Annotated in this window: 24 protein-coding genes and 1 tRNA gene; 16 read left to right on the forward strand and 9 right to left on the reverse strand. The window is 68.9% G+C overall.

Annotated elements, in window-relative coordinates; translation table 11 throughout:
* Window positions 1-78 precede the first annotated feature (78 nt).
* The 9 genes from dnaA (at window position 79) to ABZ444_RS13025 (ending at window position 11,762) form a co-directional block, all read left to right on the forward strand.
* Window positions 79-1,659 (forward strand): chromosomal replication initiator protein DnaA, encoded by a 1,581-nt coding sequence (gene dnaA, locus ABZ444_RS12985; RefSeq protein WP_357995194.1) that lies wholly within the window; start codon window positions 79-81, stop codon window positions 1,657-1,659.
* 525 nt (window positions 1,660-2,184) lie between these two features.
* Window positions 2,185-3,324: a DNA polymerase III subunit beta gene (gene dnaN / locus ABZ444_RS12990; RefSeq protein ID WP_357995196.1), complete on the forward strand. Its 1,140-nt coding sequence runs from the start codon at window positions 2,185-2,187 to the stop codon at window positions 3,322-3,324.
* A gap of 49 nt (window positions 3,325-3,373) precedes the next feature.
* Window positions 3,374-4,315, forward strand: coding sequence for a phosphogluconate dehydrogenase (NAD(+)-dependent, decarboxylating) (gene gnd / locus ABZ444_RS12995; protein ID WP_357995198.1), 942 nt, complete (start codon window positions 3,374-3,376; stop codon window positions 4,313-4,315).
* Between the two features lie 103 nt (window positions 4,316-4,418).
* Entirely contained in the window at window positions 4,419-5,651 is a 1,233-nt protein-coding gene (gene recF, locus ABZ444_RS13000; RefSeq protein ID WP_357995200.1) for a DNA replication/repair protein RecF, read from the forward strand.
* Complete coding sequence (locus ABZ444_RS13005; protein ID WP_352324557.1) at window positions 5,641-6,141, forward strand: DciA family protein; 501 nt, start codon at window positions 5,641-5,643, stop codon at window positions 6,139-6,141. Before recF ends, ABZ444_RS13005 begins: the two co-directional genes overlap by 11 nt.
* A 302-nt stretch (window positions 6,142-6,443) precedes the next feature.
* A complete protein-coding gene (gyrB, locus tag ABZ444_RS13010) occupies window positions 6,444-8,387 on the forward strand; it encodes a DNA topoisomerase (ATP-hydrolyzing) subunit B (protein WP_357995202.1) in 1,944 nt (647 codons plus the stop codon).
* A 15-nt stretch (window positions 8,388-8,402) separates the two neighbouring features.
* Complete coding sequence (gyrA, locus tag ABZ444_RS13015) at window positions 8,403-10,901, forward strand: DNA gyrase subunit A (protein WP_357995204.1); 2,499 nt, start codon at window positions 8,403-8,405, stop codon at window positions 10,899-10,901.
* A gap of 3 nt (window positions 10,902-10,904) precedes the next feature.
* Window positions 10,905-11,555 (forward strand): DUF3566 domain-containing protein, encoded by a 651-nt coding sequence (locus ABZ444_RS13020; protein WP_357995206.1) that lies wholly within the window; start codon window positions 10,905-10,907, stop codon window positions 11,553-11,555.
* Between the two features lie 133 nt (window positions 11,556-11,688).
* Window positions 11,689-11,762 (forward strand) — tRNA-Ile (locus ABZ444_RS13025).
* A 69-nt stretch (window positions 11,763-11,831) separates the two neighbouring features.
* Here the strand turns inward: ABZ444_RS13025 and ABZ444_RS13030 are convergent.
* From ABZ444_RS13030 to ABZ444_RS13045, 4 genes are all read right to left on the reverse strand, one after another.
* Window positions 11,832-12,131, reverse strand: a complete 300-nt coding sequence (locus ABZ444_RS13030; protein WP_357995256.1) for a tyrosine-type recombinase/integrase — start codon at window positions 12,129-12,131, stop codon at window positions 11,832-11,834.
* A gap of 810 nt (window positions 12,132-12,941) precedes the next feature.
* Window positions 12,942-14,156 carry a helix-turn-helix transcriptional regulator gene (locus ABZ444_RS13035; protein ID WP_357995208.1) on the reverse strand — a complete coding sequence of 405 codons (1,215 nt, stop codon included), beginning with the start codon at window positions 14,154-14,156 and terminating at the stop codon, window positions 12,942-12,944.
* Between the two features lie 4 nt (window positions 14,157-14,160).
* On the reverse strand, window positions 14,161-14,706 hold the full coding sequence (locus ABZ444_RS13040) for a flavoprotein (protein WP_357995210.1): 546 nt from the start codon (window positions 14,704-14,706) through the stop codon (window positions 14,161-14,163).
* Between the two features lie 201 nt (window positions 14,707-14,907).
* Window positions 14,908-15,513 (reverse strand): NYN domain-containing protein, encoded by a 606-nt coding sequence (locus ABZ444_RS13045; protein WP_357995212.1) that lies wholly within the window; start codon window positions 15,511-15,513, stop codon window positions 14,908-14,910.
* Window positions 15,514-16,412: 899 nt separating this feature from the next.
* On the opposite strand from ABZ444_RS13045, the gene ABZ444_RS13050 reads away from it, so the two are divergent.
* Both ABZ444_RS13050 and ABZ444_RS13055 read left to right on the forward strand, forming a co-directional pair.
* A complete protein-coding gene (locus tag ABZ444_RS13050) occupies window positions 16,413-16,769 on the forward strand; it encodes a hypothetical protein (protein ID WP_357995214.1) in 357 nt (118 codons plus the stop codon).
* Window positions 16,770-16,808: 39 nt separating this feature from the next.
* Window positions 16,809-18,071, forward strand: coding sequence for an MFS transporter (locus tag ABZ444_RS13055; protein WP_357995216.1), 1,263 nt, complete (start codon window positions 16,809-16,811; stop codon window positions 18,069-18,071).
* 16 nt (window positions 18,072-18,087) lie between these two features.
* Here ABZ444_RS13055 and ABZ444_RS13060 read toward each other — a convergent pair whose 3' ends face one another.
* The gene (locus ABZ444_RS13060) at window positions 18,088-18,459 is read right to left on the reverse strand and encodes a DUF4267 domain-containing protein (RefSeq protein WP_357995218.1); all 372 of its coding nucleotides are present in this window, start codon (window positions 18,457-18,459) and stop codon (window positions 18,088-18,090) included.
* 88 nt (window positions 18,460-18,547) lie between these two features.
* Here ABZ444_RS13060 and ABZ444_RS13065 point away from each other — a divergent pair, with 88 nt between their 5' ends.
* Entirely contained in the window at window positions 18,548-19,123 is a 576-nt protein-coding gene (locus ABZ444_RS13065) for a TetR/AcrR family transcriptional regulator (protein WP_357995220.1), read from the forward strand.
* A 71-nt stretch (window positions 19,124-19,194) separates the two neighbouring features.
* Window positions 19,195-19,584, forward strand: a complete 390-nt coding sequence (locus ABZ444_RS13070; RefSeq protein ID WP_357995222.1) for a nuclear transport factor 2 family protein — start codon at window positions 19,195-19,197, stop codon at window positions 19,582-19,584.
* Window positions 19,585-19,611: 27 nt separating this feature from the next.
* Here the strand turns inward: ABZ444_RS13070 and ABZ444_RS13075 are convergent, their stop codons facing one another.
* Window positions 19,612-19,941, reverse strand: a complete 330-nt coding sequence (locus tag ABZ444_RS13075; RefSeq protein WP_357995224.1) for a CU044_2847 family protein — start codon at window positions 19,939-19,941, stop codon at window positions 19,612-19,614.
* Window positions 19,942-20,185: 244 nt separating this feature from the next.
* On the opposite strand from ABZ444_RS13075, the gene ABZ444_RS13080 reads away from it, so the two are divergent.
* Window positions 20,186-20,569: a hypothetical protein gene (locus ABZ444_RS13080; protein WP_357995226.1), complete on the forward strand. Its 384-nt coding sequence runs from the start codon at window positions 20,186-20,188 to the stop codon at window positions 20,567-20,569.
* Between the two features lie 2 nt (window positions 20,570-20,571).
* A complete protein-coding gene (locus ABZ444_RS13085; protein ID WP_357974147.1) occupies window positions 20,572-20,796 on the forward strand; it encodes a helix-turn-helix transcriptional regulator in 225 nt (74 codons plus the stop codon).
* Here ABZ444_RS13085 and ABZ444_RS13090 read toward each other — a convergent pair.
* Window positions 20,793-21,269: a transcriptional regulator gene (locus tag ABZ444_RS13090; protein WP_357995228.1), complete on the reverse strand. Its 477-nt coding sequence runs from the start codon at window positions 21,267-21,269 to the stop codon at window positions 20,793-20,795. The genes ABZ444_RS13085 and ABZ444_RS13090 overlap by 4 nt on opposite strands.
* Before the next feature lie 541 nt (window positions 21,270-21,810).
* Entirely contained in the window at window positions 21,811-22,434 is a 624-nt protein-coding gene (locus ABZ444_RS13095) for an FMN-binding negative transcriptional regulator (protein ID WP_357995230.1), read from the reverse strand.
* A gap of 36 nt (window positions 22,435-22,470) precedes the next feature.
* Here ABZ444_RS13095 and ABZ444_RS13100 point away from each other — a divergent pair, with 36 nt between their 5' ends.
* The gene (locus tag ABZ444_RS13100) at window positions 22,471-23,808 is read left to right on the forward strand and encodes an aminotransferase class I/II-fold pyridoxal phosphate-dependent enzyme (protein ID WP_357995232.1); all 1,338 of its coding nucleotides are present in this window, start codon (window positions 22,471-22,473) and stop codon (window positions 23,806-23,808) included.
* A 21-nt stretch (window positions 23,809-23,829) separates the two neighbouring features.
* On the opposite strand, the gene ABZ444_RS13105 is transcribed toward ABZ444_RS13100, so the two are convergent.
* Window positions 23,830-25,209, reverse strand: coding sequence for an MFS transporter (locus ABZ444_RS13105; protein ID WP_357995234.1), 1,380 nt, complete (start codon window positions 25,207-25,209; stop codon window positions 23,830-23,832).
* Window positions 25,210-25,216: the final 7 nt, after the last annotated feature.

A 25,216-nucleotide genomic window follows, 5' to 3' on the forward strand; every position in this document is an offset into this window, starting at 1 on the left:
GCCGACCGCTCGGGGCGGCCACGGTCATGTGGATAAACGATCGCGGGGGGCCGCGAGAGGAAGGAGGGGAGCCGCACCATGAGTGGTGTCGACCTCGGCACGGTATGGGCGAGGGCCCTGGGCAACTTCCTCAACGAGAACGTGCCCATCCAGCAGCGCACCTGGCTGTCGATGGTCCGTCCGATCGCTCTCGCGGACGACACGATCGTGCTCGGCGTCCCCAACGACTTCCTCAAGGACCTCATCGAGGGCAAGTTGCGCCCGCTGGTGGCCCACGCGCTGTCCCAGGAACTCGGGATGACGATGCGGCTGGCCGTGATGATCGACACGACGGCCCCCGAACAGCCTTTGCCGGACGCCCATCAACAGCCTGTGAATATGCCTTATCCCCAGAGTGTGGATAGCCAGCCGCGTTACACACAGCCGGTGCAACCCCAGCACTACCAGGCATCCGAGCCCCCGCAGTTCTATTCTCCACAGCCCGAGCAGCCTCCGGCGTCCACCGAATATCCACAGCCTTCGTTCTCTTTTGAACAGGTGCAGCCGTACACACCGCCTGTGGAGAAAGCGCCGGAGCCGGCGCCGAATCGGTGGGAAGCGAAGAGCAACAAGCCGAGCGAGCCGGCCCGGCTCAACCAGAAGTACACATTTGAGACATTCGTCATCGGTGCCAGCAACCGGTTCGCGCACGCCGCGGCCGTGGCGGTGGCCGAATCCCCCGCGAAGGCGTACAACCCGCTCTTCATTTACGGCGACTCCGGCCTGGGGAAGACGCACCTGCTGCACGCGATCGGGCATTACGCGCAGAGCCTGTACGACGGCGCCCGGGTGAGATACGTGAGCTCGGAGGAGTTCACCAACGACTTCATCAACAGCATCCGCGACCACAAGGCCGACGGCTTCCGCGGCCGCTACCGGGCGATCGACATCCTGCTTGTGGACGACATCCAGTTCCTGGAGGGCAAGGAGCAGACGCAGGAGGAGTTCTTCCACACCTTCAACACCCTGCACAACGCCAACAAGCAGATCGTCATCTCCAGCGACCGCGCGCCCAAGCAGCTCATCACGCTGGAGGACCGGCTGCGCAACCGGTTCGAGTGGGGCCTGATCACCGACGTCCAGCCGCCCGAGCTGGAGACCCGCATCGCGATCCTGCGGAAGAAGGCCATCCAGGAGGGCCTGGCCGCGCCGCCCGAGGTGCTGGAGTACATCGCGAGCCGGATCTCCACCAACATCCGCGAGCTGGAAGGCGCCCTGATCAGGGTGACCGCGTTCGCCAGCCTCAACAGGCAGGGTGTGGACCTGCAGCTCGCCGAGGTCGTGCTCAAGGACCTGATCACCTCGGAGTCCGACACCGAGATCACGATCGCGGCCATCATGACCGAGACCGCCAACTACTTCGGCATCAGCATCGAAGACCTGTGCGGCACCTCGCGCAGCCGCGCGCTCGTCAACGCCCGGCAGATCGCCATGTACCTGGCGCGCGAGCTGACCGAGCTGTCGCTGCCGAAGATCGGCCAGCAGTTCGGCGGCCGTGACCACACCACCGTGATGCACGCCGAGCGCAAGATCCGGTCGCTCATCGCCGAGCGCAGGTCGATGTACAACCAGGTCAACGAGCTGACAATGCGTATCAAACAGAGCAAGCGTGGATCTTGATGGTCGTACACAGCCTGTGGAAAACACTGTGGACCAGCGGAAACGCGAAAACGGCGCGTCGGTACGACCACCAATGCCGGGAAAAATCCACCCACAAGGGCTGGGGACGAATCTGGGGACATCCTGAGGAGAACCTGGGGATGACTCGTGGATAACGTGTGGACGGCCTGTGAACAGTCGATCTGGGACTCCAGAAGGCCCCCTCTTACCCCGTGGACAACCTGTGGAAACCTCGTGGATAACCGGTGGATGAACACACCATGATCTGGGGACGGCCTGTGGGCAACGAATCTTCATCCCCAGGCGGCGAAGTTTCCCCCAGGCGTCACCCACACCCTCGGTGGATGAAAATAGGGGCACTGAGCTGCAAGGACTTCAGTTGTCCACAGTTCCCACAGCCCCTAGTGTGATGACCTCTTATCTCTCTTACTAAGAAAATCAAAGACCCATAGAGGGGTTCTCCCCGAACCGCGGTGCGGGAGAGTGAACACTTGAATCAACGACGAACCCAGGAGGCTGATCACCGTGATGTTCCGAATCGAGCGAGACGTCCTCGCTGAGGCGGTGGCATGGACGGCACGCAGTCTCCCGGCGCGCCCGTCGGTGCCCGTGCTCGCCGGCATGCGGCTGGAGGTGACGGAGGGACAGCAGCTCAAGCTGTCGGGGTTCGACTACGAGGTCTCCGCCGAGGTCACGCTCGAACTCCACACCGGTGAGGCGGGGGTCGTCCTGGTCTCGGGCAAGCTGCTCGCCGAGATCACGCGCGCGCTTCCCGCACAGCCTGTGGACTTCGTGGTGGAAGGCGCCAAGGCCGTCGTCACGTGCGGCAGCGCGCGGTTCACGCTGCTGACCATGCCTGTGGAGGACTACCCGTCGCTCCCGACCATGCCGCCGGCCGCCGGGCGGGTGGGCAGCGACGTGTTCGCCTCCGCCGTCAGCCAGGTCGCCGTCGCGGCGGGCCGGGACGACACGCTGCCGATGCTCACGGGCGTGCGCATGGAGATCGAGGGCGACACCGTCACCCTCGCCGCCACCGACCGCTACCGGCTCGCCGTGCGCGAGCTGAAGTGGCAGCCGGGCCAGCCGGACTTCGCCGCGATCGCGATGATCCCCGGCAAGACGCTCGCCGACACCGCCAAGGCCCTCGGCACCACCGGCGCCGAGGTGGAGATCGCGCTCAGCTCGGCCGGCGGCACCGGCGAGGGCATGATCGGCTTCTCCAGCGCGGGCCGGCGCACGACGACGCGGCTGCTCGACCCCGAGTTCCCCAAGTACCGCTCGCTGCTGCCCACGGAGTTCTCCGCGCGCGCCGACCTGTCCACAGGCCCGTTCGTCGAGGCGGTCAAGCGCGTGGCCCTGGTCGCCGAGCGCAACACCCCCGTGCGCCTGGCGTTCAAGAGCGGCGAGGTCGTGCTGGAGGCCGGCAGCGGCGACGAGGCGCAGGCCGTCGAGGCACTGCCTGTGGATTACGAGGGCGAGGAGATGAACATCGCCTTCAACCACCAGTTCCTGCTTGAGGGGCTGGGGGCCATAGACTCCGACATCGCGCGACTGCAGATGACGACCTCGACCAAGCCCGCCATCCTCACCGGAGGCAAGCCTGTGGACGAAGGCGCAGGTACGGACTACCGTTACCTGATCATGCCCATCCGCCTGTCGGGCTGATCCCGTCATCGGGGATGATGGAAGCCTGACAAGGGGGTAGAGGAGCGTCATGCAGATCGGCATGGTGGGACTGGGCAAGATGGGCGGCAACATGGCCGAGCGGCTGCGCCGCGGCGGCCATGAGGTGGTCGGTTACGACCGCGACCCCGACATCAGCGACGTGGCCAGCCTGAAGGAGCTGGTCGAACGGCTGTCCGCGCCGCGCGCGGTCTGGGTCATGGTTCCCGCGGGCAAGCCCACCCAGCAGACGGTCGACGAGCTCGGCGAGCTGCTCGACGAGGGCGACATCGTCGTCGACGGCGGTAATTCACACTATGTGGACGACCAGAAGCACGCCGCCGAGCTGCGCGAGAAGGGCATCGGCTTCGTCGACTGCGGCGTGAGCGGCGGCGTTTGGGGGCTCCAGAACGGCTACGCCCTCATGTGCGGCGGCGAGCAGGCCGACGTCGACCGGCTCATGCCGATCTTCGAGACGCTCAAGCCCGAGGGCGAGGACGGCTTCGTCCACGCCGGTGACGTCGGTGCGGGCCACTTCGCGAAGATGGTCCACAACGGCATCGAGTACGGCATGATGCAGGCGTTCGCGGAGGGCTGGGAGCTTCTGGAGGCGTCCGACGTCGTCAAGGACGTCAGGGGCTCCTTCAGCAGCTGGCGCACCGGCACCGTCATCCGCTCCTGGCTGCTCGACCTGATGGTGCGGGCGCTCGACGACGACGAGCACCTCGACCAGCTCCGCGGTTACGCCCAGGACTCCGGCGAGGGCCGCTGGACGGTCCAGGCGGCCGTCGACCACGCCGTGCCGCTGCCGGTGATCACCGCTGCCCTCTACGCGCGGTTCGCCTCGCGCCAGGACGACTCCCCCGCGATGAAGGTCGTCGCCGCGCTGCGCAACCAGTTCGGCGGCCACGCGATCACCTCGACCGAGGGCAGCACCGGCAAGGGCGCCGACTCGCCCGGCGCCGACGTGACCCCGCCGCGCGAAGCCGAGTAGTCCGGCCGGGTGGTCCACAGGCCGTCCGGGGAAGCCCGAGGTTTTCCACAGGACGGCAAGCCGGTGACACGGGTGGCCCCCGCGGCGGACTAACCTTCGTGGGGTGCATGTCGCCCACCTCTCGCTGACCGACTTCAGGTCCTACGCGTCCGTGGAGCTCGGTCTGGAACCGGGCGTCACGGCTCTCGTCGGGCCCAACGGCCAGGGCAAGACCAACCTGGTCGAGGCCCTCGGCTATGTCGCGACGCACTCCAGCCATCGCGTGGCCAACGACGCGCCGCTGGTGCGCCAGGGGGCCGCGCGGGCCATCGTGCGCTGCGCCGTCCGCAGGGACGACCGGCGGGCGCTGGTGGAGTTGGAGATCAACCCGGGGAAGGCCAACCGGGCGCGGCTCAACCGCTCCCCCGTGTCCAGGCCGCGCGACGTCATCGGCCTGCTGCGCACGGTCCTGTTCGCGCCGGAGGACCTGGCGCTGTCCAAGGGTGACCCGTCGGAGCGCCGCCGTTTCCTCGACGACCTGCTCGTGGCCAGGGCTCCGCGGTTCGCCGGGGTCCGGGCGGACTACGACCGGGTGCTGAAGCAGCGCGGCGCCCTGCTGCGCACGGCCGCGCAGGCCCGCAGGGGCAGCAGGAGCGCCCGGCGGGCCGAGAGCGACACCGCGTTCGCCACCGCGGGCGCCGGCGACGTCCTGAGCACGCTGGAGGTGTGGGACGCCCACCTCGCCAGGCACGGCGCGGAACTGTTGCGGGCGCGGCTGGAGCTGATCGAGGCGCTGCGCCCGCTGGTGGCCGGGGCCTACGCCGCGCTGGCCCCCACGAGCGCCCCCGCGACGCTGGCCTACCGCAGCACGTTGTCCACAGGCGGGGACGGCGCGGAGGACGAAGTCGCCGGTGAGCGGGGATCTCCCGATGCGCAGACGTTATCCACAGACTTGGGGAAAACCCTTGAACAGCAGCTCCGCGACCGGCTGTCGGAGGTCCGCCAGGCCGAGCTGGAACGGGGCGTCACCCTCGTCGGCCCCCACCGCGACGACCTGATCCTGGGCCTCGGCGACCTGCCCGCCCGCGGCTACGCCAGCCACGGCGAGTCGTGGTCGTTCGCGCTGGCGCTGCGGCTGGCCGCCTACGACCTGCTGCGGGCCGACGGCGGCGACCCGGTGCTGATCCTCGACGACGTGTTCGCCGAGCTCGACAGCCAGCGCCGGCGCAGGCTGGCCGAGATCGTCGCGCCGGCCGAACAGGTGCTGATCACCGCCGCCGTGCCCGACGACGTGCCGGAGGAGCTGGCGGGGGCCCGTTTCGACGTCGCTGAGGGGAGCGTGACCCGTGTCCGATGAGCAGCACAACGCGGCGGCCAGGGGGGCCGCCATGGCGAGGGAGAAGCTCGCGCAGGCGAAGGCCGACGCGGCCAAGCGCGGCCAGCTCCCGCGCCGCGAGCCCAGGCGCAAGGCCGGCCCGCGCAGGGAGGCCGGCGATCCCCAGCTGTTCGGCCGGGCCATCGCCGACCTGCTGGCCGACCGCGGCTGGGAGCGCTCGGCGGCCGTCGGCGCGGTGTTCGGCCGGTGGAAGGAGATCGTCGGCCCCGACCTGGCCGCCCACACCCGGCCGGAGTCCTTCGACGAGGGCGAGGTGCTCATCGCGGCCGATTCCACGGCCTGGGCCACGCAGGTCAGGCTGCTCGCGCGCACCCTCATCCGCAGGCTCAACGAGGAGCTGGGTGACGGTTCCGTGACAAAGGTCAAGGTCAGAGGGCCGCAGAACGCACCCCGGCCCACAGGGGGTTTGCGGGTGACCGGAAGCAGGGGCCCCGGCGACACCTATGGTTAGGCGCCGAGGGCGATCAGACAGCCGCAGACGCGATAAGCCCCCTTTCCGAAGGGGGGATGCTTGAGTGGGGGGCAAATCGAGCTAGGGAGCATCACAGGCGCGTGTATTGCCACCACGGGCTCCGGGAAGCGGTAGAATGAAAAAGGATTCCGGACACGTCCGCTTGCGTGTCACCCCGGCAGCAAGCCGACTCCCCCGGGTGACCGCGCATCGGGGCACTCACGACGGTGACGGGCACGGTAGGGGCAGCATGAAGTTGATGGCCTCCCCCGCCGCGTGTCCGCGGCAGGAGGATTTCGCAGTTGTCCTACGACGCTAGCTCAATCACCGTACTCGAAGGACTTGAGGCGGTTCGCAAACGCCCGGGTATGTATATCGGCTCAACCGGTGAGCGCGGCCTGCACCACCTCGTCTACGAGATCGTGGACAACGCGGTGGACGAGGCGCTGGCCGGTTTCGCCTCCAGGATCGACATCTCGCTGCTGGCCGACGGCGGCGTGCGCGTGGTCGACAACGGCCGTGGCATCCCCACGGGCATCCACCCCGTGGAGAAGCGCTCGGCCGTCGAGGTCGTGCTGACCACGCTCCACGCAGGCGGCAAGTTCGACAGCCAGTCCTACGCGGTCTCCGGCGGCCTCCACGGCGTCGGCTCGGCCGTCGTCAACGCGCTGTCCACCGCCATGGACGTCGAGGTCAAGCAGAACGGCCACTACTGGCGGCTGAACCTCGTCAACTCCAAGGCGCTGGCCCCTCTGGCCAAGGGCGAGGAGACCGACGAGACCGGCACCACGATCACGTTCTGGCCCGATCCCGAGATCTTCGAGACCACCACCTGGAACTACGAGACGCTCTCGCGCCGCTTCCAGGAGATGGCCTTCCTCAACAAGGGCCTGACGATCACGCTCACCGACGAGCGGCCCGATCACGTCAACGGCGAGCCCCACACGGTCGAATACCACTACGAGGGCGGTCTGGCCGACTTCGTCAAGCACCTCAACGCCAAGAAGGAGGCGGCGCACGCGTCGATCGTCGCCTTCGAGGAGGAGGGCGACGGCATCGCGGTGGAGATCGCGATGCAGTGGAACAACTCCTACGCGGAGTCGGTGTACACCTTCGCCAACACGATCAACACCGCCGAGGGCGGCACCCACGAGGAGGGCTTCCGCGCTGCGCTGACGACCATCGTCAACCGCTACGCGCGCGAGCAGAAGTTCCTCAAGGAGGGCAAGGACGACAACCTCTCCGGCGAGGACGTCCGCGAGGGCCTGACCGCGATCATCTCGGTCAAGCTGTCCGACCCGCAGTTCGAGGGCCAGACCAAGACCAAGCTGGGCAACACCGAGGCCAAGTCGTTCGTGCAGAAGGCCTGCAACGACCACCTGCGCGACTGGTTCGAGCGCAACCCCGGCGAGGCCAAGGACATCATCAACAAGTCGCTCCAGGCCAGCCGCGCCCGCCTGGCGGCCCGCCAGGCCCGCGACCTGACCCGGCGCAAGTCGCTCCTGGAGTCCGGCAGCGGCCTTCCCGGCAAGCTGGCCGACTGCCAGTGGAACGACCCGGAGAAGTGCGAGCTGTTCATCGTCGAGGGCGACTCGGCCGGCGGCTCGGCCAAGGGCGGCCGCGACTCGCGCTTCCAGGCGATCCTGCCCATCCGCGGCAAGATCCTCAACGTGGAGAAGGCGCGGATCGACAAGGTCCTGAAGAACAACGAGGTCCAGGCGCTCATCACCGCCCTGGGCACCGGCGTGCACGACGAGTTCGACATCGCCAAGCTGCGTTACCACAAGGTGATCCTGATGGCCGACGCCGACGTCGACGGCCAGCACATCAACACCCTGCTGCTGACGCTGCTGTTCAGGTTCATGCGGCCGCTGATCGAGGCCGGGCACGTCTACCTGTCGTGCCCGCCGCTCTACAAGATCAAGTGGGACCGGAAGGGCGAGGACGCCTCCTACGCCTACTCCGACTCCGAGCGCGACGCCGTCATCAACGACGGCATCGCCCAGGGCAAGGCCGACCCGCGGCCGCGCGACAACGTCCAGCGCTTCAAGGGCCTCGGCGAGATGAACGCCGGCCAGCTCTGGGAGACCACCATGAACCCGGCGACGCGACTGCTGCGCCTGGTCACGCTCGACGACGCGGCCCAGGCCGACGACCTGTTCAGCGTGCTCATGGGCGAGGACGTCGAAGCGCGGCGCGACTTCATCATCCGCAACGCGCGCGACGTTCGCTTCCTCGACGTTTAAGAAGGACCTGAACCTGTGACGGACGTGAACACCACTCCCCCGGCTGAGCGCATCGAGCCGGTGGACATCCAGTCGGAGATGCAGCGCAGCTACATGGACTACGCGATGTCCGTCATCGTGTCCAGGGCGCTGCCTGATGTGCGCGACGGTCTCAAGCCGGTGCACCGGCGGGTGCTCTACGCGATGTACGACGGTGGCTACCGTCCCGACCGCGGCTACTTCAAGTGCGCCCGCGTCGTCGGCGACGTGATGGGCACCTACCACCCCCACGGCGACACCTCGATCTACGACGCGCTGGTCCGCCTGGCCCAGCCGTGGTCGCTGCGCTATCCCCTGGTCGACGGGCAGGGCAACTTCGGCTCGCCGGGCAACGACCCGGCGGCCGCGATGCGGTACACCGAGTGCAAGCTCGCGCCCATCGCCATGGAGATGCTGCGCGACATCGACAAGGACACCGTCGACTTCCGCCCCAACTACGACGGCAAGTCGCAGGAGCCCGACGTCCTGCCGGCGCGGTTCCCGCAGCTGCTGGTCAACGGCTCGGGCGGCATCGCGGTCGGCATGGCCACCAACATCCCGCCGCACAACCTGCGCGAGGTCTCGGCCGCGGTCAGGTGGTACCTGGAGAACCCGGAGACCGGCGACGAGGAGCTGCTGGAAGCCTCGATCAGGCTGGTCAAGGGGCCCGACTTCCCGACCAAGGCGCTGATCGTCGGACGCCGGGGCATCGAGGACGCGTACCGCACCGGGCGCGGCTCGATCACCATGCGCGCGGTGGTCGAGGTCGAGGAGGACAAGGGGCGGCAGGCGCTCGTCGTCACCGAGCTGCCGTACCAGGTCAACCCGGACAACCTGGCGTTGAAGATCGCCGAGCTGGTGCGCGAGGGCAAGCTCTCGGGCATCGCCGACGTACGCGACGAGAGCTCCTCGCGGGTGGGTCAGCGCCTGGTGATCGTGCTCAAGCGCGACGCGGTCGCCAAGGTCGTGCTCAACAACCTGTACAAGCACACCCAGCTCCAGGACACCTTCGGCGCCAACATGCTGGCGCTGGTCGACGGCGTGCCGCGCACGCTGCGGCTCGACCAGTTCATCCGCCACTACGTGGCCCACCAGGTCGAGGTCATCGTCCGCCGGACGCGTTACCTGCTGCGCAAGGCCGAGGAGCGCGCGCACATCCTGCGCGGGCTGCTGAGGGCCCTTGAGCGGCTCGACGACGTCATCGCCCTCATCCGGGCCTCGGAGTCGGCCTCGCACGCCCAGCAGGGCCTCATGGGGCTCCTGGAGATCGACGAGATCCAGGCGCAGGCCATCCTGGACATGCAGCTGCGCAAGCTGGCCGCCCTGGAGCGGCAGGCCATCCAGGACGAGTACGACGGCCTGATGGCCCAGATCGCCGAGTACAACTCGATCCTGGCCAGCGAGGCCCGCCAGCGCGAGATCATCGGCGACGAGCTGGCCGAGGTCGTCAACCGCTACGGCGACGAGCGCAAGACCGAGATCATCGCCTACGACGGCGACATGTCGATCGAAGACCTCATCGCCGAGGAGGAGATCGTCGTCACGATCACTCGCGGCGGTTATGCCAAGCGCACCCGTACCGACCTCTACCGGGCGCAGAAGCGGGGCGGCAAGGGCGTCCGCGGCGCTCAGCTGCGCCAGGACGACATCGTCGACCACTTCTTCGTCACCACGACGCACCACTGGCTGCTGTTCTTCACGAACAAGGGCCGGGTGTACCGGGTCAAGGCGTACGAGCTGCCTGATGCCGGGCGTGACGCCCGTGGCATGCATCTCGCGAACCTTTTGGCCATGCAGCCCGACGAAACAGTCATGGAAGTTCTCGACCTCCGCGACTACGACGTCGCCCCCTACCTGGTGCTCGCCACGCGCAGCGGCCTGGTCAAGAAGACACGCCTGTCCGAGTACGACTCCCCCAGGTCCGGCGGTCTGATCGCGATCAACCTGCGCGAGGACGACGAGGTCATCGGCGCCCGCCTGGTCTCCGAGACCGACGATCTGCTGCTCGTCTCCAAGGGCGCGCAGTCGATCAGGTTCACCGCCTCCGACGAGGCGCTGCGGCCCATGGGCCGCGCGACCAGCGGTGTCATCGGCATGAGGTTCCTCGATGGAGACGAACTTCTCGCCATGAATCGGATCGCCGACGGTCAAGATGTGCTTATCGCCACGAAGGCTGGGTACGCAAAACGGACGCCAGTGGAGCAGTATCCAGTTCAAGGACGTGGCGGTAGGGGCGTGCTGACTGCGAAAATCGTGAGTTCCCGTGGCAAGCTGGTCGGAGCCGTCATGGTCAACCCAGAGGACGAGGTCTTCGCGATCACGTCCGCCGGCGGGGTGATCCGGACGAGTGCCGGCGAGATCAAGCAGTCCGGCCGCCAGACCATGGGAGTGCGATTGATGAACCTCGCCGAAGGCGACAGCGTGGTTGCCCTCGCCCGGAACGCGGAGTCGATGGAGTCTCCGGTGGAGAATGAGGAAGACGGGGGAGGAGAGTAAATCATGAGCGCCCAGGGTGGCACCGCCAGAGCCCAGGCGGCGTCGGGTAACGGACATCAGCCGAAGAAGTCCACTGAACCGGAAATCTTCAATTCGGTCGACGGCGAGCAGGACAGGACGCCCGCGAAGGGCGCCGCCGCTCAGCCTCGTTCCAAGGACGAGCCGCAGGCGGAGGGCAACGAGACGGTGCGCATCCGTCCGTCGCTCACCAGTGAGGCACCTCCGGCCGTCGAGATGCCCAAGAAGAAGTCGTCGAACAACGCGGGGTCCAGGCTGCCCCGCAAGGCACACCTGGTGCTGCGCCGCATCGAGCCGTGGTCGGCCATGAAGTTCAGCTTCGTGGTGTCCCTGGTCTGCTTCGTGGTGCTCTTCGTGGCAGTGGCCGTCCTGTACGGCGTGCTGTCCGCCTTGGGGGTGTTCGACTCACTCGTCGACCTGGTCAACCAGCTCGGCAAGGGTGAGCAGGGACAGAGCTCGATCCCGATCAACATCGCCTCGTGGTTCGAGCCGGTGCGCATCCTCGGGTACACCGCGCTGATCGGCGCCGTGAACGTGGTGCTGATCACCGCTCTGTCCACGCTGGGCGCGGTCATCTACAACATCGCCTCCGACCTGGTCGGGGGCGTTGAGGTGACGTTCAGCGAGGCCGAATAGCAGGTTCGGGCGGGGGCTCGTGCCGCACCGGGGTGGCTGGTGCGGCACGAGCAGCCCGTCGGACACGGTAAGCTTTTCTCGTCAGAACAACTGGTTCGCCTCCAACAGGCGAATGCGATACGGTTCGGTGTGCGGGGCTATAGCTCAGACGGTTAGAGCGCTTCCCTGATAAGGAAGAGGTCCCAGGTTCAAGTCCTGGTAGCCCCACCCAGTTTGAAGGCCATTTCCGTAAATCGGAAGTGGCCTTTTTGGTCTTCTGAGTGACTAAGTGAGTGACTATGCTTCCCGGTTCTCTCCGGGAAAGATGAGGTCCATGGCCTCCGCGCCTTCCAGAAGGACGGGGCGGAGCTGCTTGCGGCAGACCTTCTCTGTGACCACGGTGCCCTTGTGGCCAACGAGCCGGGCGATGTCCTCCACGGCCACTCCGGCGTCCGACATGAGCGAGACGAAGCTGTGGCGGAGCTCTCGGGGAGTCCACTCATCGGGGTTGAGGTCCGTTCGTTTGAGGATCACGCGAAGGGCGCGGCGTACGTTGGCCGCGTCCAGTGGCCGTGGGATGCGACGACCGTGATCCAGCCGCCGTGCCCGGCTACCGGGCTCGGCCTGACAGGAGTGCCGTCCACGTCGCGCGAGCTTCGACAGCGGAGCACGGGTGGGTCTCGTGGACCACGGCCCCTCCTTCGGCTTGCAAGATGCGGCGGATCAGTGTCTGGCCGCCGCCCTCGCACAGTTCGTAGAACAGGGCCCGGCATGTGCACGTCCACACCACGACGCGGACGCGCTCCAAGACGCCGCATGGTTCCAGCCACGTGAGCCGGACGTGGTCGCGTTGGGCCATGGGTATATGCGGGCTCAGGCAGCCGTCGTCACCCGTCATGACACGCCGACTGCCTTGCTGCTTGGCTCTCGGCGGAGTTCGGCGTACCGAGCGGCGATCCGGTGAGCGGCCCGTTCCGGCTCGAACACGGAATGATGTGCGTACAGCCAGCGGCCTGTTCTTGAGCGACGTCCCGTCCACCACCGGTACCAGAAGCCGTCTGTCCAGACCACGAGTCCGGCCCACACCGATATCAGGGCGAGCCCGCGTCCCTTGTGGACGTCGGAGGAGATCTCCATGCGCGCCAAGATCGCGCGGAGTTCGTCGGCGGTCTCCAGCGCCGAGAGGGGGCGGACCGCGCGAGGCACGGTGTCGAGGGCGATCGGTTGAGGCGGCTCGGGGCAGCAGGGGCACCGATTCAACGCGTTTCTCTGGTCGTGCCGCATGTGACGTTCCCTCCTGTTGGGGGACGTGGCCTCTGGTCACGCCACGCAGGAGGAACCGTAGGTGCGGGTCAACGGGGGAACCCACACGGTGGTAAAGGTCAAGGATCCGCACGAAAGTGCGGGTCAGACGATGCCGGCCCGGTGAGCCAGTCCGCGAAGCTGCGGGGTGCTGGCACGGTGCTCCCGCTTGAGCAGTTGGGTCAGCAGCTCTCGGGGACGACCGCCGTACCGAACGAGTTCGGGTGAGAGGTGCTCGGCTTCGAGGAGCATGTTGACCGACGCGGCGTCCTTACGCTGCAAGGCGTAGGCACGGGCGAGGTCCAGGTGGACTTGGGCACGGCGTCCGACCAGGCCGTCAGAGAGCTGTGCCAGGTCGAGGGTTTCGCCGCTGCCGATCGCTCGACGGGTGTCACCGAACTCGACGGCCGCCGAGATCTCGTGAATGGTCACGTTGGTCGTACCGAAGGCGGTCCAGAAGTCGTTGCGGTCTTCGCCGAGCGTGTCGGCGATCTGCCGGGCCTGCGCGAGGAAGGTGCGCACTGCGGCCTGCTCGTGCGCGGCAGCGGCGGCGGTGACGGCGACCAGGTAGAGCGCGCCGACGATGGGCAGGGTGCGCGGAGCGGGGCGCCGGGTGGCGCGCTGCAACGCGTCGGCCGCCTGGAGAACCAGGTGCAGCGCGCGTTCCGTCTCACGAAGCCGTACGAGGACGTAGCCGAGCCGGTAGGCGCTCACAGCGGCGAGGAGGGGCCGGTCCGCTTCTTGTGCGGCGGCGAGGGAGCGGTCGGCGGCCACCCAGGCGAGTTCCGCCTCTCCCACGCGGCGCAGGGTCGTGGTGGCGGAGTGGTAGGTCAGTGAGCGAAGGGTCTGGTACGCCCGGCGCTGGGCGGCGGGGGCATGGCGGCTGCCCAGTTCGGTGGCCACGATCAGGCGAGGCAACCGCCGGCCGACCTCGTCGTAATGGGTGGCCTGGTAGAGCCGGTTGACGCGGCGGATCTCGTGCCGGAGCCACACGACGCTCTCGGGGGAGCTCTCCGGGTATCGAGGATCGATGAGCGAGGAGAGGCCGTCGTAGCCCATCATCGCCTGTCGGATGGCCGATGTTGCCTGGTAGCGCGTCATCGCGTTCGTCTTCTTCGCGGTCAATTCGGCCACGGGCAGGCCGAGGATATCAGCGAGGGCAGTGATCACGGTGTGGTTGTCCACGGCGCGCTGCCCACGCTCCACCTGGCTCAGCCAGCTCTCGGAGCGGCCGACGAGACCGGAGAGGACCGCCTGTGAGAGTCCACGGCGACGGCGTGCCCGAGCGATTCGCTGGCCGATCTCCTTGTGGGCGTCCATGCCATCACCTCTGCGTTTGTCGCTCCCCGACAACGGCGTGCAGCTCCTGCATGATGCGTTCCCAGGATGGCATGCGGGACTGCGGCGGAGCGGCTGGATCGAACAGGACCCGCACCCCCATCTCTCGAAGCGTGTCCAGGCTCCGCGGGAAGGCGAGGTGCCGGGCGAGTGCGTCCTTCAGCAGTGGCACGGCCAGGACCGGGACGCCGAACCCCATCACCTCGCACAGCAGGCTGACGGCGAAGGTGTCGGCGATGCCGTTCGCCCATTTGTTGATCGTATTGAACGTGGCCGGAGCGACGATCACGGCGTCGGCGGGAGGGAGTCCTTTGGGGTCCTGCGGCATGCGGTACGTGCTGCGGACCAGGTCACCGGTCAGGCGCTCCAGCTCGGGGACATTGACGAAGCGTTCGCCTATCGGCGTGGTGATCACGTGCACCCGCCATCCGGCCGCCTGAGCCATGGGGACCAGGCGGTGGAGGTCGGCGGCGGCAGGTGCGGCACATGCGATCACGTAGAGAACGCCGCGCGTGCCCTCGTGGTGTTCCATGCTCGTGATCCTAATGAGAGGCTGATATCCAGCTTGGGGCGCGGCAGCGCTCGGTGTGGGGGATTTCGGGCGAGGTCGAATGATGGCGGGTGGGACGATCCGCCGGTCGGCCCATCACTCGATCCCCGATCGTCTACGACCGCACCCGGCTGAGGACCTATTCGTCTCGGGCGGAACGGCGGGAGCGCGCGGACTCGCCTCCTACTTGATGTATTTCCTGAGCGTCACGTCCAGGCGCGCGGCGTTCCTGTACATGCCGGCGTCGATCGGGATGGCCTCGTGGACGAGACCGGTGTAGGCGCCGGAATACACGCCGTCGGGATGAGCCGCCACAATGGTCCTGCCCGGCGCGTAGTACCTGGCCTCACCGATCGCCGCGGCCAGGTCGGAGTCAGAGCTCACCACCAGCGCCGCCTCGCACGCTTTGGTGCACAGGTCACCGACCAAGTGAGCCGCCAGCCGCACGTCGACCTGCTTCTCCTTGAAGCTGCCGGTCTTGTCGTCGTACTTGGTCTTTCCCATGAACGGCTGGAACTGCTTGCCGTAGACGCTGATGGTGTCCTGTTCGAACTGCTTCTGATCCACCCCGGCCTTGCCGCTCAGCGCGGTGGTGAAGTACTTCACTTTGCTCAGCTTGCCGTTGTACGACTTCAGTACCTGGTCGCACATTCTGACGACGTCCACACGCCAGTAGTCGGGGCCCGCACTCTCGCAGATCCCGTAGTACAGGTTGGCCGCGTCGATGTAGGCGATCCATCTGCTGTCGCTGTTCAGGACAGTCTCGGCCGCTCCATATGAGGTCGCCATGATCGCTTGCCCCTCGTTCCGGTGATTGAGATGTACGGCGTCCAGTCGGCCCAGGCCCCTGCGGGCGGCTGGTTCAACCGCGTACGCATCAGAACCGTCCGCGATAGCAATACATTGGATGCCTAATTACCGCCCAGCAGGCTACGAAGCGGGCCCGGATTATCGCCGCATTACAGCAAGGCCGAATTTCACCAGGTCGCACAGGGACGTCCTGCCATGACGGGCCCGACGTGCGACGGCAACGGCCGCTTCGCGCGCCACCCGGAGACGGCGAGCGTGATGTTGAGCCGTGCCGTCCGCAGGAACAGAACTTGAGCTCCAGGGAGATCGCGGCCGAGCTCGGGTGGACGTCCACACCGCCTGATACGCGGCGGTCGTCGTCTTGTCGCTCTTGGCCGGTTGTGCGATTTCGTTCTCGGGACAGCAAGCGGAATCGCCACCTCGCATCCTGAGGGATCACCCCCTGTCAATTGCGCGCTCGCAGATCTTTCGAAAAACGCCAAGGGCAAGGTGTTGCTTCGTCATGTCGATGAGGAGGGGCGGACTGACCGCTGGACCACGAAACTCACGATGGGAACATCGTTTCGCCTCGAGGTCGACTGCGTGGGAGCAAGCGGGACGATAATTGTCCGTGCCGGCAAAACTCGGCTCCCTCATCAGTGCTCTGTCGACCCTGGGGTGTGCGCATCAGCACGATCCCCGACGACGTGGCTGTCCGTAGCGTCAAGGTCGAAGTGCCCAAGGGTGCCAGATGGGTCATTCTCCTGTGGAAGCCGCCGCAGGGTTGGCATCGACGGCAACGGCTGTGGGCATTGCCAGGGTTCCGCGAGTGCAGATCGCGCCCCCTGATCGAGTTGCCGCTCGGAGGGACGATCCGAACCGTTCGTAGGATCGGGGGTATGGGGATGTACGTCTCGGTCAGAGGGTGGCTTGAGCTGGGCTTCGCCCAGAAGCCGGACGCCGAGCGCATCATCGGGGACGACGACCCCTACTCCGGCGGCTGGGCGTGGCCGGCGAAGCCCTTCAACTGGACGCTCTACCTGTTCTACGGGGGCGACGTCAGAGAGGGCGCGCTGCACGAGATCCGGGCCCGGGTCGAACAGCTGGCCGTCCTGCCGCCGGTGGACGAGGACGGAGACCGCCCACGGGGAGTCTTCGTGGTCACCGACGAGCGCGGCCAGGCACGATGCTGGCACATCCGTGAAGGGGCGGTCCTCGACGTCCCGGCGCCGGACTTCGGTTGGCTGGCGAGTTAGCACCGGATCGGCCCTCGCCGTGGTGGCAGAATGTCGCGGATGTCGAGGGCGGAGTCGTTGTGGCGGCAGCGGGATTTCGTGCTCCTGTGGAGCAGCCAGACCACCAGTTCGCTCGGGAACGAGATCTCCTATCTGGCGTTACCCCTGGTCGCGGGGCTCGTGCTGAACGCCTCGCCGATGGAGCTCGGGCTGCTGACGGCGGCGCGGCGGTTGCCGGTGTTGTTCGCGTCATTGCCGGCGGGGGCCCTGAGCGATCGGTGGCGCAAGCGGCCGGTGATGATCGTCGCGTTCCTGGTGTCCGGGTGTGCGATGGGGACGGTGCCGTTGGCGGCCGTGGCCGGAGGGCTCACTCTCGGGCAGCTCTACGCCGTGGCGCTGGTGGTCGCGACGTGTGAGGTGTTCTTCACGCCCGCCTACCAGACGTACCCGCTGACATTGCTCGGGCCTGAGCGGTTGATGGAGGGGAACGCCAAGCTCACCAGCACGGTCACGGTGGCGGGGATGGCGGGGCAGCCGGTCGGCGGGGTGCTGATCTCGATGTTCGGGCCGGCCAAGGCGGTGCTCGCCGACGCGCTGTCCTACCTGGGAGGCGCGCTCGCGCTCGCGCTGATCCGTTCGCCGGAGGCCAGGCCGGAGCGGAAGGAGCGGGCCCCTCGGCTGCGCGAGCAGATCGGGGAAGGGCTGCGGTACGTCGTCCGCCATCGCGTGATCGGGCCGCTCGTGCTCTACATGGCCACGGTCAGCTTCTGCATCGCCGGGCTGAGCGCGCTGGAGGTCAACTACGTCGTACGGGAGCTCGGCTGGTCGGGACTGGCCACCGGCCTGGTGTTCGGGGTGAGCATGGCCGGCGGGCTGGCGGCCGGGGCGATCGCGGGGCCGCTCACCGACCGGTACGGCATGCCGCGCGTGCTGCTCGGGGCCGCCTTCGCGTACCCGTTGTGCAGCGGGTCGATCGGGCTGGTGGGGCCGGGGCTGGCCGGGCAGCTCGTGGTGGTCGTCTCGTGGACGTTGATGATCATCGTCACGCTCGTCTTCCAGAGCACCCAACGCAGCCTGCGGCAGCTCCTGACGCCCAAGGACATGCAGGGGCGGCTGGCGGCCACGTCCCGCTGGCTCACCTGGGCGGCCACGCCGGTCGGCGCGGTCCTCGCCGGGGCGCTGGCCGGCGGGATCGGCATGCGCGGCACGCTTGTCGTGTTCTCGGCCGGGATGCTGGCCGGTCCGGTGGTCATGTGGTTCTCGCCGCTGCGCACGTCCCGGCGGGAGATCGAGCGGGACGTACGGACGGCGACGGCGGGGTAGCTCCGGGATCGCCGGGTCACACGGCGAAGAGCAGGGCGGCGTTGACGAGGAGGGCGACGGCGGTCGCGAAGTGCACGCCGAAGGCGACCGCCTTGGTGCCGCCGTTGCGGAGCACGATCAGGGTGTCGCCCAGCGGGAGCAGCGCGACGATCAGCATGAACCAGGCTTCGGCCTGGGCGCCGACGAAGGCCAGCAGGGCCAGGCCGAGCAGCCCGTACGTGCCGTCGCGCAGCCCCTTGATGGTCAGGTAGGCCCGGTCGCCGTCCTGCTTGGCGGGGACGCCGTAGCCGGCGGCCGCGGCGACCGGGACGAACAGGAAGCGCGCGCCGATGAGCACGACCATGAGGTTGAGGGCGATGGCGAGGCCGTAGGCAATGGTGGTGAGCATGTCCGTCTCCATAAGCTAGCGTTGCTAGAAACGAGGACGACGCTAGCAGAACAACGACAGAAGCGCTAGCAGTGCTAGAATTGAGAGCATGTCGATCCATGCGCGCCGGGAGCGCGAACGTGCGGAACGCGAGAAGCTGATCATCACGGCCGCCTGCGAGCTGGCCGAGGCCGAGGGCTGGGAGGCGGTGACCACGCGGCGGCTGGCCGAGCGCATCGAGTACAGCCAGCCGGTGCTCTACAGCCACTTCAAGGGCAAGGGCGCGATCATGGCGGCCGTGGCCGTGGAGGGGTGCGTGATCCTCGCGGACGAGCTGCGCGCGGCCCGTACCGCGGCTCCCGACCCCGGCAGCGCCCTCGCGGCCGTCGGTGCGGCCTACACGGCGTTCGCCGAGCGGCGTCCGGCGCTCTACGACGTCATCTTCAGCCAGAACGTCGACCTGCCGTTCGCCACGCCGGAGGCTCCCGCGGCCCTGCACGCGGCGTTCGGCGAGCTGGTCGAGGGGCTGCGCCCGCACGTCGGCGAGGGGGAGGACCTGCCGCTGCTCACCGAGACCTACTGGGCCGCCCTGCACGGGCTGGTCACGCTCATGCGCGGCAAGCGGCTGCCGGCCGAGCAGCACGAACGCAGGCTGGAGCTGCTGCTGAAGCGGTTCGCGGCCTGACGGTTTGACCTTGTCACCGGCGTCAACGTTTACCCTCGTTGCCCGCACATCGACGAGAACGGACGACACCCGTGAGCACCCACCGCACCACCCTGGTCGAGCTGGACCAGAGCTTCTTCGACGCCCTGGTGGCCAACGACCACGACCACCTGAAGGACCTGCTGACGGACGACTTCGTCCTGGTGGGGGTCGAGGACGGTACGGTCGCCGGCAAGGACGTCCTGCTCGACCTGGTGACGTCGGGAAGCCTGCAGTTCCCGAAGATCGACTCGTTCCCGGACGAGGCCATCGTGCGGGTGATCGGGGACGTCGGGATCGTCGTGGGGCGTACGGGGATGAACTTCACGAACCCCGATGGCAGCACGTTCAGTGCCGGGAGCCGGTACACGCACGTGTACGCCGCCGGCCCCGACGGAACCTGGCGGCTGGTCTCGGCGCAGGGCACGGCCATCAAGGCTTGACCTGCGCACGCTCTACGGAAAGCCGGGTCAGCCGCCTTCAGGTTTCCGCCATTCCGCGGTGACCTTGAGGTGGGCCTCCCCCGTCGACTCGGCGACGACCACCCCGGCCTTGGCGGTCAGCTTCATCCCGAACTCGACCGCGACCACGTCCGGCGGCTCCGGGCATGATCGCATGTGGCGCAGGACGTCGGTGGCGAAGGTCTGGACGCGCTGGAGGCCCGCGCCCAGCGCCTCCGGCATACGTTCGACGGCCGCGCGGGCCCGTCCGGCGGGGAGCGGCTCGTCGCCGGGCCGTTCGTTGACCTCCACGAGCACGGTGCCGCCGTCGTCGAGGGGTACCTCAAGGAAGTAGCGCATGGTGGGCCTCCTGTCCTGGGACAGGTGCAAGCATGGTGGACCGGCCCGCCCGGCGGAGGCTCTTTCGTCGCGGCGATGCGCCGGGCCTCGCGGATCACCACGCAAATGGCGCGAAGTTATCCACAGGTTGGGGACAGTTGTCCACAGTGGCGGACAAGTCTGAAATCATTGACACCGTGTCTAGATTGTTTTACCTTCCCTTCTTGTGATGTCGTAAGAGGAAAAGGGCGCCTGGGTCTATCTCGTGGCGACGGTCGGCAGCTATGTGGCCTACGTCATCGTCATTTTGGGCCGGGCCGGCGACGGCCCCCTCAGCGCCGTCCCCTATGTCGCGCCGATGGTGTGGGCGATCGGGATCAGCATCGTCCTGTCGATCGCGGGCCGTATCGTGGTCGAGATCGTGAAGCCCAGCGAGAGTCACAAGAGCGACGTGCGAGACAGGGAAATCAACCGTTCTGCCCAACATGTCGGAGGCGTCGTCCTCGCGGCCTCAATGGTGGTCCCCCTTGGTCTGACCATGGCGGAAGCCGACCATTTCTGGATCGCCAACGCCATCTACGCCGCACTCGTCCTGTCCACTCTGGTGGCCACCCCGCTGCGGCTCGTCGCCTACCGGAGGGGCCTGTAGGCATGGGCAAACCGACCAAGGTCACCAACTCCATCAGGGCTCTGCGGTTCGCGCACGGGGAGATGACGCAGGCCGAGCTGGCCCAGCGGGTCGGCGTCACGCGACAGACCGTCATCGCCATCGAGCAGGGCCGTTATTCACCCTCTCTTGAGGTGGCCTTTCAGATCGCCCGGGTGTTCCGGGTGCCCCTGGACGACGTCTTCCAATATCCGGACGCCGAAGGCTAGTTATCCACAGGCGCGTCGGTTTTCCACAGGCTGTCGAGAGCGGTGGCGACGGCCGCTATGGAGTCGTGCGCCGAGCGGATGCGGGCGGTCTGGGCCTCGTCCGTCCAGCCGAGCCGCAGGCCCTCCTCGGCCAGCGCGTCGAAGGCCGTGAACGCGGCCAGTTTCTGGCGCAGGACCTTCGACCAGGCGTCGTCCTCGATCCGGTAGTAGACGTTGCGCTCCCCCGGCCTGCGCAGCTTGTGGACGAGCCGGATCGACGTCAGGAGCTGCATGGTCGTCGTCAGCGACGCGCGGCTCGCGCCGATGGCGTCGGCGATGTCGGACGCCGTCTGCGCGGGCGGGTCGCAGACCATGAGCCAGCCCAGGACGCGGCCGGTGATCGGAGCCAGCCCCCACTCCTCGGAGACGAAGTCCGCCACCCGCTCGACCCAGTCGAGCACCTGCTCCCGGCCCGGACCGCCCGGCGACTGCATGTGGGACCCTCTCCATCGACATCGCTCTGTGTGAGTCGTCAAATACTAGGAGCAACGAGGGGTGGGCTGCTCGTGCTGGATCCGTGATCGTCGCCATGTGGCCGCTGCTGCTCCTCCCCCTGATCCTGCCCGAGCCGACCTCGGTCGTCCGCGCCCGGGGCGAGTTGCGGGAGCTGGTCGTGGCCGAGGCGCGTTCGCTGAGGGGGTATTCGCGCGAGCGGTTCATGCCGTCCTGGACCGAGGCGGAGGGCGCGTGCGACACGCGGGAGGTCGTCCTGCGCCGCGACGCCGTGTCGGTGACGACCGACCTCGACTGCGAGGCCGTCCGCGGCACCTGGTTCAGCGAGTACGACGGCCTGACCCTGCACAGCGAGGAGCAGATCGACGTCGACCACCTCGTGCAGCCCGGCGACCTGGCGGCCGCCGCGCAGGTCGTACTGGTGCACGTACGCGCGGGCGTGGATCACCGTGAAGCACCACTACGGGCTGACCGTCACCTACCGGGAGAAACGGGTCCTCCTCCGCATGTTGCGCACCTGCTTCAGCGCTCAGCCATCCGCCTGAGCTGCTGCTCCCTGGCTCCGGCGTCGCCCGGCAGGCCGCGCTCGGCCAGCAGACCGGCGACGCGCTCGCGGGCCTCGACGGGGTGGCGGCCGTCGTACTTGAACTTGGCGCGCGCCTCCACCACCGCCAGCCGCAGCCCGCGCAGGCCGGGCAGCTGCCGGTGGTAGGGCCCCTCTCCGGCCGCCACGACGCCGTGCGCGCCGTCGGGCTGGAAGTGGGCGAGCTGGCGGCGCAGGATCTCGGCCTTGCCCTCGGCGTCGTCCACCACCTCGGCCCGGCAGGTGAGCTGGACGGAGGCGTAGTAGCTGGTGGGCACGCCGGTCCCGGGGTCGCCCGTCCGCCATCCGCCGGGGATGTAGGCGTAGTCGTCGTGCACGCTCAGCAGGACCGTCGGATCGCGCTCGATTGCCGCCCACACCGGGTTGGGCCTGGCCAGGTGGAGCAGCACCTCCGCGGCGCCGTCGAAGAGGAAGTGGGTGGGGACGACGACGGGCGGGCCGCCGTCGGGGCCGTTCGCGGCCAGCTGGCCGAAGTCGCGGGTGGCCAGCCAGGCGCGCCACTCGTCGTCGTCCCGTGCCGCGTCCCAGGGATGAATGAGCACGTGAAACCCTCTCGCCAGGCTTTGTGTTAGTACATAATGTATTTTGTGTCAGAAACATACAGGATCGTCGGTGGGACGGCCAGCGAGATCGCGGCCGGCGTCGAGGCCGCCGTGTCCGCCGGCCTGCTGCCTCCCGGGACGCACCTGCCGCCCGTGCGCGAGGTGGCCGCCACGGCGGAGGTCAGCCCGAACACCGCCGCGGCCGCGTACCGGCTGCTGCGGGAGCGCGGGATCGTCGAGACGGCGGGCCGGCGCGGCACGCGGGTCCGGCCGCGCCCGGCCACCACGACCCGCGAGGAGATCCGCATCGAGGTGCCGCCGGGCGTGCGGGACCTGTCGCACGGCAACCCCGACCCCGCCCTCCTGCCGCCGCTGCACGAGGCGCTCGCCGCCGCCGCCAGGGCGCACGAGCAGCGCCCGGCCATGTACGGCACGGGCGACGACGAGGAGCTGCTCTCCCTGGCCGCCGCCCGTCTGCGCGCGGACGGCGTGCCCGCCGCGCCGCTGGCGATCACCTCCGGCACCCTCGACGCGGTGGAACGAGTCCTGAACGCCCACCTTCGTCCCGGCGACGCGATCGGCGTCGAGGACCCCGGCTGGACGGCCCTGCTCGACCTGGTCGCCGCCCTGGGGCTGCGGCCGGTCCCGATGCGGCTGGACGACGAGGGCCCGCTGCCGGACGAGCTCGACCGGGCGTTGCGGGCGGGCGTACGAGCGGTGGTGATCACCGCCCGCGCCCAGAACCCCACCGGCGCGGCCGTCACCGCCCGGCGGGCCGCGGACCTGCGTGCCCTGCTCGCCACCCGCCCCGACGTGGTGCTGATCGAGGACGACCACGGCGCGAGCCTGGTGGACCTCCCCCTCCATCCCCTGGCCGGCGTGACCACCCGCTGGTTGCTCACCCGCTCGACGGCCAAGGCGTTCGGCCCCGACCTGCGGCTGGCGCTGGTCACCGGCGATCCCGTCACACTCGACCGGCTGCGCGGCCGGCAGCGGCTGGCCGCGGGCTGGGTCAGCCATCTGCTGCAGCGCGCGGTCGCCCACCTGTGGCGTGCACAGGCTGTGGACACCGCGGCCGTCGCCGCCGCGTACGCCGGGCGCCGGGACGGCCTGATCGACGCGCTGGCCGCGCGTGGCCTGCGGGCGCACGGCCGCAGCGGGCTCAACGTCTGGGTCCCGGTCGCCGACGAGACCACCTCGGTCACCCGGCTGCTGGCCCTCGGCTGGGCCGCCGCGCCCGGCGCCCGCAACCGCGTCCGCACGCCGCCCGCGCTGCGGCTGACGGTCTCCACGCTGCGGCCAGACGAGCTGCCGGGCCTGGCCGACGACCTGGCCGCCGCCCTGCGCCCGCCCACGGCCGGCCGGTACGGCTGACGTCCGGTACGGGGCCCGCGATCAGCGGTTCGGCTCCAGGGACATGGCCGGGGCCGGCTCGGGGCAGCGCGGGCGGCGTACCGAGTGGGCCAGCACGCCCAGTGCGCCCACGATGAGCACGAGCAGGGCCGCCCTGGTGGCCGCGGGCCAGCCGGCGTCCAGGGAGCCGAAGAACACCGCGCCGGTGATCGTGCCGCCGAGCACGCCGCCGGTCTCCTGGACGGTCCCCAGCACCCCGGCCGCCGCACCCGCGCGCTCCCGGCGTACGGACGCGAGGACCGAGGACAGCAGCGGCGACATGAGCAGCCCCATCCCCGCCCCCGCCACCAGCAGCGCGCCCGCCACCAGGTACGGCGACTCCCCCGCCTGGAGGAGCAGCCCGAGCCCGAGCAGCAGCGCCAGCGGGCCGGCCGGGCGCGGCACCCGGGCCGAGCGCGGCGAGGCCAGGAAGAAACCGGCGTTCAGCGCCGTGCACACCGCCCCGGCGGCCAGGGGGCCGAGGCCGAGGCCGTCCTGGAGGTGGAGGGCGAGCACGAACGACAGGCCCGCGGAGGTGCCGAACAGCAGCGCGACCGCCGCCAGCCCGGCCGTGAACCCCTTCTCGCCGAACACCTCCAGGTCCAGCAGCGGTTCCCGGCCGGTCGCCGCCAGCCGCCGCTGCCGCCGGACGAACGCCGCCAGCGTGAGCGCCGCACCGCCCAGGCACGGCCACGTCCACTGCGGCCAGCCCTCCTCGCGGCCCTGGACCAGCGGCAGCACGACGCCTGCCAGCCCCGCCGCGACCAGCGCCGCCCCCGGCAGGTCCAGCCCCGCACGCGACCCGGCCCCGGCGACACGCGGGACCAGCCGCCCGGTCAGCGCCAGCGCCGCCAGGCCGATCGGCACGTTGACCAGGAAGCACGCCCGCCAGCCGAGCCCGAGGGGGTCGGCCGCCACCACCAGCCCGCCCACGACCTGGCCGCTCATCCCGGCCAGGCCCACCACCGTGCCGTACCAGCCGAACGCCCTGGCCCGGCCCGCGCCCGGGAACAGCGTCCCGATCAGCGTCAGGACCTGCGGTGCGAGCAGCGCCGCCGCGACGCCCTGCGCCACCCGGGCGAGCACCAGCGCGGCGGCGTCCGGCGCGCCGCCGCAGGCCGCCGAGGCGAGCGTGAACAGGGCCAGCCCGGTGGCGAAGAGGCGGCGCGGCCCGTACAGGTCGCCGAGCCGCCCCGAGACGATCAGGCCCGCGGCGTACGCCAGCCCGTACCCGGCGACCACGAACTGGCTCGCCGCGTCGCCCGCTCCCAGGTCGGTGCGGATCGAGGGCACGGCCACGTTCGCGACGAAGAAGTCCAGCGTGGTCATGAACACCGCGACCAGCACCACGGGCAGGGCCGCCCAGCGAGGACGGAGGGACATCAGGGAC

It is taken from the genome of Nonomuraea sp. NPDC005730 (assembly GCF_040630865.1).
Lineage (GTDB): Bacteria > Actinomycetota > Actinomycetes > Streptosporangiales > Streptosporangiaceae > Nonomuraea.

What these genes read in the sequence shown, in the direction of transcription:
- dnaA (WP_357995194.1), top strand. Translation starts at nt 79, where the DNA reads ATGAGTGGTGTCGACCTCGGCACGGTATGGGCGAGGGCCCTGGGCAAC.
- gnd (WP_357995198.1), top strand. Translation starts at nt 3,374, where the DNA reads ATGCAGATCGGCATGGTGGGACTGGGCAAGATGGGCGGCAACATGGCC.
- ABZ444_RS13020 (WP_357995206.1), top strand. Translation starts at nt 10,905, where the DNA reads ATGAGCGCCCAGGGTGGCACCGCCAGAGCCCAGGCGGCGTCGGGTAAC.
- ABZ444_RS13035 (WP_357995208.1), bottom strand. Translation starts at nt 14,156, where the DNA reads ATGGACGCCCACAAGGAGATCGGCCAGCGAATCGCTCGGGCACGCCGT.
- ABZ444_RS13040 (WP_357995210.1), bottom strand. Translation starts at nt 14,706, where the DNA reads ATGGAACACCACGAGGGCACGCGCGGCGTTCTCTACGTGATCGCATGT.
- ABZ444_RS13045 (WP_357995212.1), bottom strand. Translation starts at nt 15,513, where the DNA reads ATGGCGACCTCATATGGAGCGGCCGAGACTGTCCTGAACAGCGACAGC.
- ABZ444_RS13050 (WP_357995214.1), top strand. Translation starts at nt 16,413, where the DNA reads ATGGGGATGTACGTCTCGGTCAGAGGGTGGCTTGAGCTGGGCTTCGCC.
- ABZ444_RS13055 (WP_357995216.1), top strand. Translation starts at nt 16,809, where the DNA reads ATGTCGAGGGCGGAGTCGTTGTGGCGGCAGCGGGATTTCGTGCTCCTG.
- ABZ444_RS13060 (WP_357995218.1), bottom strand. Translation starts at nt 18,459, where the DNA reads ATGCTCACCACCATTGCCTACGGCCTCGCCATCGCCCTCAACCTCATG.
- ABZ444_RS13065 (WP_357995220.1), top strand. Translation starts at nt 18,548, where the DNA reads ATGTCGATCCATGCGCGCCGGGAGCGCGAACGTGCGGAACGCGAGAAG.
- ABZ444_RS13075 (WP_357995224.1), bottom strand. Translation starts at nt 19,941, where the DNA reads ATGCGCTACTTCCTTGAGGTACCCCTCGACGACGGCGGCACCGTGCTC.
- ABZ444_RS13085 (WP_357974147.1), top strand. Translation starts at nt 20,572, where the DNA reads ATGGGCAAACCGACCAAGGTCACCAACTCCATCAGGGCTCTGCGGTTC.
- ABZ444_RS13090 (WP_357995228.1), bottom strand. Translation starts at nt 21,269, where the DNA reads ATGCAGTCGCCGGGCGGTCCGGGCCGGGAGCAGGTGCTCGACTGGGTC.
- ABZ444_RS13100 (WP_357995232.1), top strand. Translation starts at nt 22,471, where the DNA reads ATGTATTTTGTGTCAGAAACATACAGGATCGTCGGTGGGACGGCCAGC.
- ABZ444_RS13105 (WP_357995234.1), bottom strand. Translation starts at nt 25,209, where the DNA reads ATGTCCCTCCGTCCTCGCTGGGCGGCCCTGCCCGTGGTGCTGGTCGCG.